Annotated in this window: 16 protein-coding genes and 1 tRNA gene; 8 read left to right on the forward strand and 9 right to left on the reverse strand. The window is 38.1% G+C overall.

Going from position 1 to position 13,584, the window contains the following annotated elements; all coding sequences use genetic code 11:
• From WIW89_RS08605 to WIW89_RS08615, 3 genes are all read right to left on the reverse strand, one after another.
• Positions 1–1,609: CDC48 family AAA ATPase (locus WIW89_RS08605; RefSeq protein WP_443296429.1), on the reverse strand; the 1,609-nt coding region annotated here is incomplete at its 3' end.
• Between the two features lie 83 nt (positions 1,610–1,692).
• Positions 1,693–1,968, reverse strand: a complete 276-nt coding sequence (locus tag WIW89_RS08610) for an elongation factor 1-beta (RefSeq protein WP_337699657.1) — start codon at positions 1,966–1,968, stop codon at positions 1,693–1,695.
• A 12-nt stretch (positions 1,969–1,980) separates the two neighbouring features.
• Positions 1,981–2,178, reverse strand: a complete 198-nt coding sequence (locus WIW89_RS08615) for a zinc finger domain-containing protein (protein ID WP_156007908.1) — start codon at positions 2,176–2,178, stop codon at positions 1,981–1,983.
• A gap of 51 nt (positions 2,179–2,229) precedes the next feature.
• On the opposite strand from WIW89_RS08615, the gene pth2 reads away from it, so the two are divergent.
• Together pth2 and truD are read left to right on the forward strand one after the other, a co-directional pair.
• On the forward strand, positions 2,230–2,595 hold the full coding sequence (pth2, locus tag WIW89_RS08620; RefSeq protein ID WP_337699658.1) for a peptidyl-tRNA hydrolase Pth2: 366 nt from the start codon (positions 2,230–2,232) through the stop codon (positions 2,593–2,595).
• An 8-nt stretch (positions 2,596–2,603) separates the two neighbouring features.
• The gene (gene truD, locus WIW89_RS08625; RefSeq protein WP_337720446.1) at positions 2,604–3,725 is read left to right on the forward strand and encodes a tRNA pseudouridine(13) synthase TruD; all 1,122 of its coding nucleotides are present in this window, start codon (positions 2,604–2,606) and stop codon (positions 3,723–3,725) included.
• On the opposite strand, the gene aspS is transcribed toward truD, so the two are convergent.
• Together aspS and WIW89_RS08635 are read right to left on the reverse strand one after the other, a co-directional pair.
• Positions 3,722–5,011 (reverse strand): aspartate--tRNA(Asn) ligase, encoded by a 1,290-nt coding sequence (gene aspS / locus WIW89_RS08630; RefSeq protein WP_337699662.1) that lies wholly within the window; start codon positions 5,009–5,011, stop codon positions 3,722–3,724. The genes truD and aspS overlap by 4 nt on opposite strands.
• A gap of 3 nt (positions 5,012–5,014) precedes the next feature.
• Positions 5,015–5,521: a transcription elongation factor NusA gene (locus WIW89_RS08635; RefSeq protein ID WP_156004994.1), complete on the reverse strand. Its 507-nt coding sequence runs from the start codon at positions 5,519–5,521 to the stop codon at positions 5,015–5,017.
• Positions 5,522–5,589: 68 nt separating this feature from the next.
• On the opposite strand from WIW89_RS08635, the gene WIW89_RS08640 reads away from it, so the two are divergent.
• Positions 5,590–5,760, forward strand: a complete 171-nt coding sequence (locus tag WIW89_RS08640) for a 50S ribosomal protein L40e (protein ID WP_156004993.1) — start codon at positions 5,590–5,592, stop codon at positions 5,758–5,760.
• Here WIW89_RS08640 and WIW89_RS08645 read toward each other — a convergent pair.
• Entirely contained in the window at positions 5,757–6,317 is a 561-nt protein-coding gene (locus WIW89_RS08645; protein ID WP_337720447.1) for a nucleotidyltransferase, read from the reverse strand. The genes WIW89_RS08640 and WIW89_RS08645 overlap by 4 nt on opposite strands.
• A gap of 65 nt (positions 6,318–6,382) precedes the next feature.
• Here WIW89_RS08645 and WIW89_RS08650 point away from each other — a divergent pair.
• From WIW89_RS08650 to WIW89_RS08660, 3 genes are all read left to right on the forward strand, one after another.
• Positions 6,383–6,472: transfer RNA gene (locus WIW89_RS08650), tRNA-Cys, on the forward strand.
• 37 nt (positions 6,473–6,509) lie between these two features.
• On the forward strand, positions 6,510–8,132 hold the full coding sequence (locus tag WIW89_RS08655) for a thiamine pyrophosphate-binding protein (protein ID WP_337699665.1): 1,623 nt from the start codon (positions 6,510–6,512) through the stop codon (positions 8,130–8,132).
• Between the two features lie 76 nt (positions 8,133–8,208).
• The gene (locus tag WIW89_RS08660) at positions 8,209–8,562 is read left to right on the forward strand and encodes a NifB/NifX family molybdenum-iron cluster-binding protein (RefSeq protein ID WP_337710475.1); all 354 of its coding nucleotides are present in this window, start codon (positions 8,209–8,211) and stop codon (positions 8,560–8,562) included.
• A 1-nt stretch (position 8,563) separates the two neighbouring features.
• On the opposite strand, the gene WIW89_RS08665 is transcribed toward WIW89_RS08660, so the two are convergent.
• The 3 genes from WIW89_RS08665 to WIW89_RS08675 all read right to left on the reverse strand — a co-directional run bounded on the left by WIW89_RS08665 (position 8,564) and on the right by WIW89_RS08675 (position 11,829).
• Positions 8,564–9,616, reverse strand: coding sequence for a TIGR04053 family radical SAM/SPASM domain-containing protein (locus WIW89_RS08665; RefSeq protein ID WP_337720448.1), 1,053 nt, complete (start codon positions 9,614–9,616; stop codon positions 8,564–8,566).
• Positions 9,589–10,725, reverse strand: coding sequence for a radical SAM/SPASM domain-containing protein (locus WIW89_RS08670; RefSeq protein WP_337720449.1), 1,137 nt, complete (start codon positions 10,723–10,725; stop codon positions 9,589–9,591). Before WIW89_RS08670 ends, WIW89_RS08665 begins: the two co-directional genes overlap by 28 nt.
• A 99-nt stretch (positions 10,726–10,824) precedes the next feature.
• Positions 10,825–11,829 carry an AIR synthase family protein gene (locus WIW89_RS08675; RefSeq protein ID WP_337720450.1) on the reverse strand — a complete coding sequence of 335 codons (1,005 nt, stop codon included), beginning with the start codon at positions 11,827–11,829 and terminating at the stop codon, positions 10,825–10,827.
• 258 nt (positions 11,830–12,087) lie between these two features.
• On the opposite strand from WIW89_RS08675, the gene WIW89_RS08680 reads away from it, so the two are divergent.
• Complete coding sequence (locus tag WIW89_RS08680; RefSeq protein ID WP_337720451.1) at positions 12,088–12,771, forward strand: CRISPR-associated protein Cas4; 684 nt, start codon at positions 12,088–12,090, stop codon at positions 12,769–12,771.
• A 147-nt stretch (positions 12,772–12,918) separates the two neighbouring features.
• Positions 12,919–13,584: DUF929 domain-containing protein (locus WIW89_RS08685; RefSeq protein WP_337720452.1), on the forward strand; the 666-nt coding region annotated here is incomplete at its 3' end.

Consider the following 13,584-nt stretch of genomic DNA (forward strand, 5'->3'; position numbering starts at 1 on the left):
ATTTTGATAGTACTTCTGGTCCTCTTACTGCTATGAAGTTTGCTCCGCTTTCTGTTGCTACTGCTTTTGCCAGCATTGTTTTACCAGTCCCAGGTGGGCCGAATAAAAGAATACCCTTAGGTGGTTCAATACCTACATTCTCGTATGCCTCTCTATACTTTAATGGGTATTCTACTACCTCTCTCAACTCCTCTTTTACATCATCTAACCCTCCTATATCGTCCCAGTGAACCTCTGGTACTTCAACATATATCTCTCTCAGACCGCTAGGCACTATATCCTTGAATGCCTTAAGGAAATCGTCCATATTAACTTCCATTTTTTCTAAGATTTCAGGTGGGATTTTATCTTGGCTTAAATCTATCATTTGCAAATATCTTCTTAGGGCGTTCATAGCAGCTTCTCTCACTAATGCTGATAAGTCTGCTCCAGTATATCCGTGGGTCATATCGGCTAATTTCTGTAGATCGACATCTTTAGATAACGGCATACTCCTCGTATGTATTTGTAATATTTCTAGTCTACCTTGCTTATCTGGTAAGGGGATCTCTAATTCTCTATCAAACCTACCGGGTCTCCTTAGAGCAGGGTCTATCGCATTAGGTCTGTTAGTAGCAGCTATAACTATAACATTACCCCTATTTTCAAGACCATCCATCAGCGTGAGTAATTGTGCCACTACCCTTCTTTCCACTTCTCCTATTACTTCATCTCTCTTCGGCGCGATCGCGTCAATCTCGTCTATGAATATTATTGCTGGAGCGTGTTTCTTTGCATCTTCAAATATTTCCCTAAGTCTTTGCTCGCTTTCACCGTAGAACTTGCTCATTATTTCAGGTCCATTTATTGATGTGAAGTAGGCTTCAGTTTCATTAGCTACTGCTTTTGCTAAAAGTGTTTTACCTACTCCAGGTGGGCCGTACAGTAAAATACCCTTAGGTGGTTCAATACCTAGTCTCTTAAATAGTTCCGGATGCCTTAACGGTAACTCAACAAGCTCCCTTATTTTCTGAATTATATGTTTCATCCCTCCTATATCTTCATAAGTAACTCTCGGATACTTCGCTTGTTCGAACGGTTTCTCTGATATCGTTATACTGGTCTCGTCGGATACTATTGCTACACCTTGTGGCCTTACTTGGATAACACTAAATGGAATAGCTTGCCCTAATACTGGTATTAAAACTGTATCACCTTCAACTAGGGGGGTGTCCTTGAGTTTTTTCTTAACATAAGAAATGAAACCTGGATCAACCGTAATAGAAAAATTTGAAGGAGCTAGCCTGACACTTGTTGCAACCTTCGGATTAGCCTTTCTTACTATTACTTTGTCACCTATTGCGACTCCTGCGTTCTTTCTCGTTATACCATCCATTCTTATAATGTATTTGTCTTCCTCATTCAATGTATCCTCTGGGGCCAAAGGCCATGCTATTGCGGCAGTCTTTCTCTGTCCTTCGATCTCGACTACTTCTCCGGGACTAACGCCTATTTGTGATAATAGATCAATGTCTATCCTTACTTTTCCCCTTCCAACGTCTTTTTGCTTAGCTTCAACAACTCTCAAGATAAGCTCCTTCTTCGAAGGAGTAAATTCAGCACTACTCAACGCAATCCCATTAAGTAATATAAAAAATGAGGTATAAGAGCTTAAGCATCAACTATTATTTAATTAATTAAAAAGGGAAATACTTAAAAACCTAGACGCGTTACTTGCAGTACTTCGGCATGACTTACTCCTTCTATTCCGTTAACTATTTCCTCTAAGGATTCCGTACCTCCTTCCGTATTTTCTGGCATTTGTATATATACTACTAATGCCTTTAGGCCGTATGCTATTGGCTCCGTGTCTTTTCTAACTATTTTATATCCTTGTGGTAATCTACTGTTTATCTGTTGTGTTAAATTGTCAAGGTTTACTTCGTCACTATCAGGATATACCTTCAAAATAACTAACACATCTGCCATTCCTCTTACACCTCAAGGACCTTCAAATCCACACTTTGGGCAAACGTAAGTGACGCCTTGCTTTCTGCATTCATAGCACCTTCTTATAATTACTTCTCCGCAGTTAGGGCACAGAAATTCTACGCCTTTCTCTCTGGGATGTATTATCTTTCCGCAACTTGAACATACTGGTGGTTCTATTTCCTCTTTTAAGCTTAACCTAAATGAAATACTCATTGCTTACAATACTTTTTAATAACCTTATAAATTCTCTCTTTGCTTATGCCAATTAAAATGGTTATAATAGTGAGGACAGATATTGAAATGGGAAAAGGAAAAACTGCCGCACAAGTAGCTCACGCTGCGGTTTCTTTAGTTGTGGATATATTAAAAAAAGGAAAAGAAAGTTGGAGGGAATGGCTCGAAGAATGGCTATCTGAAGGACAACCCAAGATTGTGGTTAAGGTTAACAGTCTTGAAGAATTACTAAAAAGGTCCAAGCTAGCACAAGATTACAATTTGCCTACAGTTGTAATTCAGGATGCAGGCAAGACTCAATTAGAGCCTGGCACTATTACATGCGTAGGTATAGGGCCTGCTCCTTCAGAGATTATAGATAAAATAACGGGTGACCTAAAATTACTGTAACACCTCCTTTGATAGATCTCTCTTTAGGACTCGAGAAATATTATATAAACGAAGAATGGGCTCCGTTAAACGTTAAAATACTCAGACCGGATGGATTTATTGTAGTCGAAGAGATTTCGTATAAACCCGTAACTGAGTGGAGAGGAAAGGATAAGGGTAAATATGCTGTATATCTATTAAAGAAGATCGGAATAGATCATTTCACTGTTATCGATAAAATAACTAGACTAACCGGTAGAAAACCTATTTATATTGGAATAAAGGATACTAACGCAATAACGCAACAGATAATCTACTTTTCAGGTAAACCTGAAATAGACAATTACAAGGAGGAAAAGTTCGAGGTAAATTTTCTTGGTTTTTCAGACGAAAAATTTAACCACACGGGTAATATTTTTGAGTTAGAATTAGTTAGTGATGACGAAAATGAACTCGCCAAGAGATTGGCAACTGTGAGCAATGTGAAATATCTATTTGCTTATATAGGTTATCAAAGGTTCGGCACAAGGAGACCTAATACGCACTTGGTCGGGAAATACTTATTTCTAAGGCAATGGTGTGAGGCAATTAATTGGTTGATCGGTCATCCTTTTGAATTGGAGCATGAGATAATAAAGGAGGCAAGATTAGCATATGAAAAAGGAGACTATGAAAAGGCGCTCCAACTTTTCCCTAAAAAGTTCAGGGATGAAAGGGAAGTACTGAAAGCTCTAATTAGAGGGGAAGACTGTTTGTCTGCAATTAAAAGGGTTAAGACCCCTCTAGGATTTTTCGTTGAAGCTTACCAATCTTATCTATTTAACAAGTATCTTTCTCTAATGGCGGATAAATTGAGAGGGAGAGAAGCTGATAACGTGATTCTTACTGTTCCGAAGAAGTTTGTTGAGCCCATGGATCCCTTAATTAGGCAAATAGCTATTGAAGAAGGTATAGTAGGTTATTCTTTTAATATTCCAGAAATTAAAGTTAACTTGAGAGATTTAAAAAGACAAGCTTTTATGAGGCTCAGAAACGTTAAGGTTGAACTTAAGAACGAAAGTAAAAAAATCTCGTTTTCCTTGGATCGGGGTATGTATGCTACGTTAGTAATTAGAGAAATAAGCAGAGGTGATCCTAGGAACTTTACCTAAGGCGTTAGGCGTTTTTTGTCTCTCGGAAATAGTACTATCTCCTTAACATTTTGTATTCCAGTTAGCATAACCATAAGCCTGGCAAATCCCATTCCAAATCCAGCGTGAGGTGGCATTCCGTAGTCGAACCATCTAAGGAAGAACTCAAAACTCTCTGGTCTTAATCCTCTCTTTTTGAGAGCTTCCTCTAGTATCTCTCTCCTATGATTCCTAGTACTGCCTGAAGCTATTTCTAACCATTTATATATAAGATCGAAACTTTCGCTTACCTCAGGTTCATTATCCTTAACCTTAGTATAGAAGGGTCTAGCCATAGTGGGCCAATCGGTTATGAAGTATAACTCTTCCTTAATTACTTCATTCAATATTCTTAATTCGGGGGTTCCTATATCATCCCCAAACTTAATGTTTAATCCTTTACTTTGAAGTATCTCTATAGCCTCTTTATATGGAATTCTTTTTATAGGAAGTTTTACGGTAGGCGGAGTGTAATTTAGTAGTTTTAATTCCTCCTTACAGCCTTCACTTACTCTTTGGGTTATATTATAGATCAATTTTTCGATTAAATTCATAACGTCATTGTAATCAGCAAACGCCATCTCAACGTCCATACTTATAAATTCGGCTAAATGATATGGAGTGTCCGACTCTTCAGCTCTCCATGCTGGTCCGATTTCAAAAACTTTCTCCACTACTCCCGCCATAAGTTCCTTATATAACTGGGGGCTTTGAGCCAAGAAAGCTTCCTTGCCAAAATATATCACTGGAAAGAGCTGGGCTCCTCCTTCTGTAGCTGCAGCTATAATCTTTGGAGTAAAGATCTCAACAAAACCCTCATTGTATAAAGTTTCTCTAAAAGTCCTTAACACCACTGACTGAATTTTTACTACAGCAGTCATTTCAGGTCTTCTTAGGTCTAATACTCTTTCTCTAAGTCTCGTGTCAATATCAGCCTTTACCTTTCCGCTTACGTCAAGAGGCAGGGGCACTTTTGCTAAACTTAAAATCTCTATATCTTCAGCGTGAATTTCAGCACCTCTAGGTGCTCTCTTGTCGGCTTTCACTTTTCCCTTAATCCTCACTACGCTTTCCTGAGTTAATTCATTAGCTACTTTAAACGCCGGACTGTCCTTATCAACTACGACTTGCCCTATTCCGCTAGCATCTCTAAGTATTATGAACTTTTTACCACCTAAGTCTCTTATGTTATGAACCCAGCCGGCAACTACAACTTCCTTACCCTCTAACTCGGGTAATATTTGGTTATTATAATAGTTCTTGAGCAATTTTTACTCCACCCTTATTCTAACTGGTATTGAATGAATCTTTGATAGTGCAGCTTCTAGGGAAGTTTCGTCAGCCGGTAAAAACTTCTTCTCATATTTTGAGACTCTCACAACGTACTGTACGGTTCCGTCTGGTAACCATACAGTGTTAACTCCTAGAACTCTCGCAGGTGTTAAAAGTTGGCTTGCAGTAGACTTTATATTGTTACTCTTCTCTAAAATTCTCACTTTTACGCCAAGTTTATCCTGAAGAATCTTAGCAACTTTTATCCACTTTTGGTAAGTCATAGACGGTCCGCTAGTTACTATCAGAATAAGTAGGTTGTTCAATTTAAACGCCTTATGGTAGGTAGTATCTTTTAGCTCTTTGAATTGTGTCTCTTCTAAATCTAACAAAATTTTCATTACTTCTACTTCAAAACTTTCTACCTCTCCACGATCAATCATAGATTGGCAACGGTTACACAAAAGACCGCTTTTAACACAAATATAGTCTAACGGTATCTTCATCTTAATTCAACTCCGCCTCTAACACAAAGTTTTTTGAACCGTTTGATATATGTGAATTGGGGTTAAAAATGCCACTCACCGATCCCGTGAAGCTACAAATAGTACAACAAAGAGTATTTTTAAAGAAAGTGTGTAGAGAATGTGGAGCTCTAAACTCAATTAGGGCAACAAAATGCAGGAGATGTCATAGTAAAAATCTAAGGCCGAAGAAGAAAGAGTTACCAGCCAAGAAAGGTTAGACCTTAATACCGATACTTTTAAGTCTATCCTCGATACTTTTTGCATTTTCTTGAAAAGACTGAATGTGTGATTTTAAGTAATTTTTATCTATTTCTATTTTTCCACTTCCTATTAAGTACACTAAAGTCTTCAGTTCATCCTCGTCTTCTTCTCTAAACGCATTTGCCTTAAGTAAAATATAGTCTTCTATCCTGATCACTTTGAAATACTCGTTACCAATTTTTCTTTCTTGTGCATTTTCTATAATGTCTTGTGGTACAAAGAAGTCTTGAATATTTTCATACATATCTACCTGAAGTTGCTCGTCATCAACACCTACTATTAGTCTGGGAGTATCAATAGGTGTTTTTCCAAAGTCCCAACCACGATCAAATGCGAATTCCCTTATTTTATCCTCGTCTATAAAAACACTAACTGAAAGAATAAATAAGTCTACATCACTTTCAGTACCTTTTCTACCTAATTCTAAATCAACTACGGTATCCCCGATTATTACGAAGTCAGTAAGTTCCTTGATTTCTTTAAGAACTTCTCCGACTTTCGAAAACGCTATCAAAATCTCACGTTAATCAATCATCACAATAACCTTAAAATACTTTTATGACATATCCTAATTTGAATGCCGGGGTGGCCGAGCGGTTAAGGCGGCGGGCCGCAGAGATTTAAAGCCGTCACCCGCTATTTTCGCGGGTTCGAGTCCCGCCCCCGGCTTTTAAAAAATTTATACTTTTGTAAGCCGTAGTATATTGTGAGCCAACCAAAAAGGAAAGAGGAGACCGTAGGAAAGGAAATGAAAGGAGACGAAGCATTGGCTTACGTTATAAAGGAACTCGGCATTAAGGATGTTTTTGTTCCTTATAGCGTTCCAGACTTTATATTAGAAAGATTAAAGCAGTATGAAATTAATGCTAATATAACTTCTTCAGCTAGGGAAGCAATTTTAATGGCTGATTCATATTCTAGAGAGTTTAACACAGTAGGGACAGCCCTTGTTGCTCCAGGGAATAGAGTGCTAGAGGCTACTGATATAATAGCTCAAGCTTTCGTGGACTCTCAGCCCCTACTTATAATATCTACCGTAAGGTCTTACAGAGACACGGGTAGGAGTAGGATAGGAGAACTGAGAACACCTGATGACGTATCATCAGCCATAGCACCCATTACTAAGTTACGAGAGAGGGTTATAAGTATTGAAGAAATAACAGTAACTGTAGAAAAGGGGTATAAAGAAGCCCTAAGCAATAGGAATAGGCCAGTATACATAGAAATAGCTGAAGATCTCTTTAGGCTTAAGGCCTATCCATTATCGCCAGCTGAGCAGAAGCCCGAGAAGAGAACTCCGGATAAAAACACAGTAGCCAAGATAAGTGAATTATTAGGAAACTCTAAGACCCCAGTAATTATAGCCGGTTACGGAGTGCTTGCTGCAGGAGCTACAAAAGAACTCCTAGAGTTAGCGGAATTATTAGATATCCCGGTTATCACAACGTTTAGGTCTAAGGGGGCTATTCCGGCTTCTCACCCCTTATATGCAGGGGAAGGATTAGGTCTTTTCGCGACCAGTGAAGGAGCTAAGCTATTAGAGGAGGCAGACGTAATATTAGCACTAGGTACTAGGTTCACACAATTAGCTACAGCAGGCTGGTCTATGAAGGTTAAAGGCTACCTAGTACATAATAATATAGATGGTGAAGATATCGGTAAAGTTTTCATGGCTCATGTTCCTCTTGTCGCAGATACGGGTCTATTCCTTAAGGAACTTCTTACATTAATAAAAGCTAAGGTTAAAGAGGCAGTTAAGAGGGGATCAAGAGAGAAGATTAAGACCTATAGGAAGATTCATATCTTAAACTCTCATGGCGGTTTATGGCCTTATGACGTAGTAAGAGTTGTACAACAATATCAGTTCTCAAAAGTTTTTGTAGACTTATCAGCTCCCACACTAGACTTCGTAAGGTTACCTATAGAGAAACCTTACACATGGATAACGAGCGAGTCACTATTAGAACGTAATATAGCAGTAGGAGGTATAATTCGTTCTAACGATCCTAATACGATTGCCGTGACCGATATTGAAGGTGTAATATCAAATCTAGGTGTATTAAGTTCTAGATTGAATAAGGCAAGAGGAATATTACTAGTTATGAACGACAACGGTTCAACGACTCTCGATGTTACTTCTTCCGACATACCTACAATTTCTAAAACGCCTCGTAATGAAAACTATGACGAGATACTGGAAAGATCGCTTAAGGCGATTACAGTTGTTGGAATTACAGATCTAAAGGACGCAATATTCAACGCTAATCCAAATAAGATAAACGTAATAAATGTTAAAATAGAGCAAGACTATCAATCAGTATTATTCTAAGTTTTTATTTGATTTTCCCTACTAACTTCAATAGTTACTTTTTTAAGTTTTTCTACCAATATCGAAATTGATATTAATGAAAGTAGCAATACCCGTTACAAACGGATTCGTGGATGGGCCCGGTGAAGGATTAGAGGTTATGATCTATCAACTTGAAGGAGGCAAGTTTACGTTAGTTGAAAAGTATGAGAATCCAGCCTTAAGGGCTACGGCAGCTCGCGGATTGCATATGTTAAAATCTGCTTTAGATAAAGGTATCAATGCTGTTGTTGTTGCTGAAATAGGCCCTCCTGGCGTCAGATTGTTAAAAGGAAAGGCAAAAATATATTTAGCTCCAGGTCTTAAGGTCGAGGAAGCACTTGAAAGGCTGCTGAAGGGAGAGTTGCCAGAGACTGATAAGCCTACTCATGACGAGCACCGTCACCATTAGTTTAGTAATAACATGCAGGATCCTCAGCTAATGGGTCTTTATATACTGCATATGCCCTAGCCCTACTACCTCCGCATATCCCATTGTAGTTACAAGTTCCGCATTTTCCCTTAAGTTTTCCTGATTTGATCATATTTAATAGTTCTGATTCTCTGTAAATCTTTACAATATTATCAGTTCTCACATTACCTAACCTTATCGGTAAAAATCCGCTAGGGTATATGTCACCATTATATGCGATAAATAGCACTCCGCTTCCGTCTCTAGTTGGAATCAAACTTTTGTCAACACCTTTCATAGGTTCACCGAGCATTTTTCTCAACTTTATTATCAAAGGATTCATAGTTGTAATATCTTCTGAGTATTCTAATTTAGCTCTCCTAAAGAATGGTGCCTCCACTGTCCTTACAACAAGGTCATATCTAGTTACTTCCACAAGGAATTCAATTACTTCTCTATAACGTTCGCGTGGTATATCTAGCTCTGCCGTCCCTCTCCCTACTGGAATAAGAAAGAACACTTCCCACACTTTAACTCCTAAATCTTTTAATAACTTCACGATCTCGGGTAATTCCTCATAATTCCTTTTCCAAACTAACGTATTCACTTGAATATTAATTCCGTATCTCAAGGCTGTCTCAATTCCCTTGATTGCATATTTATAACTCCCTAAACCTCTCAGCCAGTCGTGAGTTTGTGGTTGTGCACCATCAAGGCTTATGGACATGTATGATAGTATACCTCTCAGCTTCTCTATTGTCTCAGAGCTTAAGAGGTGGGAGGGGGCAGGTGCTATTGAGGTAACTAGCCCTAAAGATTTGGCGTAGGTTAGAAGTTCGAATATATCTTTCCGTAATAATGGGTCACCTCCCGTAAATACAATAACTACTTTACCAAACTCAGCAATCTCCTCTAGTAGTTTCTTCCCTTCTTCTGTGCTCAACTCGTCAGGTAAAGGGGAACTAATTGAGTTAGCTCTACAGTGTTTGCATGTTAATGGACAAGCTTTAGTTACTTCCCAGAAAATTAAATGCGGAGACTTTTCAAAGGGCATAATGGGTCACTCCCGAAAATATTTCCATACCAATAATAGGCTCTTGCCCTATCTCCACCTTTACAATATTTCTTAAATTCACACTCAGCGCATTTTCCTTCCTTGAGATATTTTTCGGTATTAATGAACACGTCAGGAATAGAAGCTATTATTTCACTAAGCCTTTGAGTCTTAACGTTTCCCAATTTTACGAAATCAATAAACTGGCAGGGATAAACGTCTCCATTTGGATATATCGATATCATCTTTCTACCACACCCACCTGAATTTTCTACGAACTTTAGGTATTGCTGAAACTCCTCTTCATTTCTAGCCAACTTCTTTGCGACGAAAATCCCGTCGAAAGGTGCTAATGTAGTCTCTATCTCTATAATGCCTTTAAGCTTGAACGAGTAGTCAATAAGTTTGTTAATGAACTTCTCATATTGTTCTGGTGTATACATTAAATTGTCTAATCCCTTTCCGCGACCGCTTGCTGATAAGTGGTAAAATGTAATTCTCTTTACTCCGAGCTTCAGTGCAAGTTCAATGTAACCATCTAATCTATGTATATTTAACGAGGAAATTGTAAACCTTAAACCTACGTTAAGACCAGCTTCCACAGAGTTTTTAATGCCGTTTATTGTCATGTTAAAGGCTCCTTCAACTCCCCTAAATTTATCATGAAATTCTGCACTATCACTGTCAAGGCTTATTCCTATGTAAGAAAAATTCAGTTCTTTCAACTTTCTGGCAACATCTTTGGTGATTAGCGTACCGTTACTGGAAAGGGCTAACTTCAATCCCTTCGCTCTAGCGTATGAAGCTAGTTTAAAGAAATCCCTCCGCATTAACGGTTCTCCACCACTCAATATTATCAGAGGGATTTTTAGCTCAGCAAACTGGTCTATCAAATTCAAAGCTTCCTCAGTACTTAAAGCGTCTTGTTTATCATTTGAGGCGTCAATATAGCAATGAATGCATTTTAAGTTGCATTTATACGTCAAGTTCCATGTCACAACAGGTCGCGATACTTCGCTAAATTTACTAAGATTTTCTTTATTATATACCCCTTTAACATTAAAGGAGACAGTGCCTAAACCAGTTGTCATCACGCTAACTGGAATCATAATTATAAATAATCTACAAAACTTAAATCAGGAAGTTATGTAGTCCTTAGGGTGCTATGTATAACACTGTTAAAATAAAAGAGAGTTAGCCCCCTAGTGTTATACTGATTGTTTTTGAAGTCTAAAGAAAGCCTCCCAAAAGGGGTCTTCTGAAGGTTTCTCTATCCTCTTTTGACCTACGTACACCCCTTCACCTTTCTCCACTCTTCCAACTATTTCAGCTTGTATGCCTTCTTTAATTAATGCATCCTTTACTTTCACCTTGTCAGTTATTATTATCATCGTGCCCTCGCTAATTGAGATGAAAGGGTCTATACCCACTAAAGAGGTAACAGCTTTGACAGCACGGTTAATGAACAGTCTATCCTCAAATATTACCAGCTTTTTCCCAGTTACCTCGGAAACTTCAACCAGGGCGTTCCATAGACCTCCTTCTGTCGCGTCGTGCATCAAGTGAATCCCTATTTTACTTGCAATTAGTCCGTCCTTCCAACAAGACATTTGCCAATACATATCTAGGGCTTCTTTAAAGAGCTCCAGAGGTAACCTTTGCCTAAAATACTCTGGGTATAGGTTAGCTAAGAGACCGGTAGCTTCAATGGCGGGACCTTTTGTCACTATAATCAAATCGCCTTCTTTCACTTTTGATGGCATTCCTAGCTTCTCTTTGTCTCCAATCCCTATCATAGTGAAACCGCCTAGCATAGGGTAGGACACTCCTTCGTATCTTCCCGTATGTCCCGCTACAACCATCACACCTATCTCTTTTAACGCCTCATGAATTCCGATCCACATATCCTTCAGTTCGTCATCTGTCATAGAAGGAGGTAAGTTAAGGTCAATCATAGCATATTTAGGAGGAATACCCGAAGTCATAACATCACTCGCTAGAATGTGAACGGCAAACCATGCAGCCTTTCTGAAACCAAATTGTGGTACGATAAAAACTGGATCAGTCTTTACCACCATAATCTTATTACCTTCAAGTTCAATTGCTCCAGTATCGACACCATTCATAGGCGGTATTATTACTTCTTTGTGTCTTTCACCAAGATGCGGATAAATTACCTCGTCAAAAATTTTCTTTCCGATTTTACCGAGCATTGTTTCATGTAGTGATGGTGTAAATAAAAGGTTTTAAGTCGATATGAAAACTGAAAAAGATAGAAAGATAGTTTCTAGTTGTATTATATTACTCAAGAAACACGCTAATTCAAACCGATCTAGTCGTTAGGTCAACTAATTAAGTTTGCTTTAAATAATTTATTTTCTACATCTAACTTTTTAGAATAAAAATTAATAACTTGAATTATTGTAACGAGTCGAAAAAGAAATAAATGTAGTATATCCTTCATCTATTTAATGGTAGTGAAAGAGATAATTGGTAAACATTTAGCGAGGTATGAGTTACCAGATTATTATGACGGCGAGTATTGGCCTTCCCAGATTTGGCAGTGCTTAAGGAAACAGTATCTAATGAGGGTTTCTCCGATTCCCATGCCACTTGAGAGTTTAAGAACTGTAACCCTAGGTACGATAATTCATGAGTTCATAGCAGACATTTTGAAGAAGGAAGAATCTATAAGGGTCATGTCAGAGGTTCCTATAAGGATCCCTCATCCGGCTAGGCACGATATAGTTATCTCGGGCCGCGCTGACGATATAATTATTATCACAGTAGGAAAGACGCGTTACATCGTCGAGATAAAGACCATCGACGACCTGGAGACTAAGAGACAAAGGAATTTTATTCCAAAAATAGAACATAAAGCTCAATTAAACTTATATTTGAAGGCGTATCCTGGAGCCAAAGGTATCCTTCTCTACATAGATAGAAGCAATTTTGAAATGGAGGAATTTGAAGTTAACTTTGATCCCGAGTTATTTAATGATTCTATAAAGAGAGTAGAACTCCTTCATGAGTATTTGACAAAGAGAGAACTCCCACCTCCTGAGGCTAAGAATAACCCAGAGATGCTATGGCAATGTTCGTATTGCGAGTATAGAAATAAATGTGAAAGATTGAGCAAGATTGAGCAGAAATAAGGAGCCAGCAAGCATTTTTTGTTGAAATTAATCGTTTGCAAAGTTCCTCAGACATGTATTATTCATGATATTTGAGAGGCTGAGTAAAAGGTTTAACGTAAAAAGAAGTAAAAATTTATTATAAAAAAGGTATTAGGTTTGGTGAAAGTGAATAGAAGGTTAATTGTTCTTTCAATAGTTTTAATTTTTGTAATATTTTTATTGCTTCCCTACTTACTTTACCCATTTGAAATACCTTTAGACACATTTATCAAAGTTAGTGATGTAGATTTAGCTAACCAAGCCTTAGTATGTATTGTCTTTATTTCGTGGTACGGCTGTCCCTATGGGGCGGCAGATAGTTGGGTATTGTATGCATTTATTTCCCATTACGGTAAAGTCTTATACAACTTCTCTTATTCAGACCCTAACGACATATACCCTGATACTCCATCTCTTATTTTTCTAAGTTTTCAGCCAAACTCCTCTGTTCACTTCAAGTTCCTTTATCTTTATAACCGTTACCTTAATGCTACGGCAACTGGTCTACAAGTAAGTAACTACGTTCAATACGGATTATCTCAGATACAGCAATATTTACCTCAATATTACCGAATAGTTAAGGAATACGTAGTGGACAAGTGGGCGCAAGGTGGATTCTTCCAATCTGCTGCGTATATGGGCAACCCTCCACATATACCTTCGACCGTTATAATTTCAGGGAATAAGGGGACATATATATTGATAGGTTATTTAATAAACCCGTCTTTAATACAAAATGAGACGCCGCAGTACTTGATAAACCATTTGAACCAGAGCTATATACAATCTGGA

Source organism: Stygiolobus sp. CP850M (assembly GCF_037389425.1).
Taxonomy (GTDB): domain Archaea; phylum Thermoproteota; class Thermoprotei_A; order Sulfolobales; family Sulfolobaceae; genus Stygiolobus.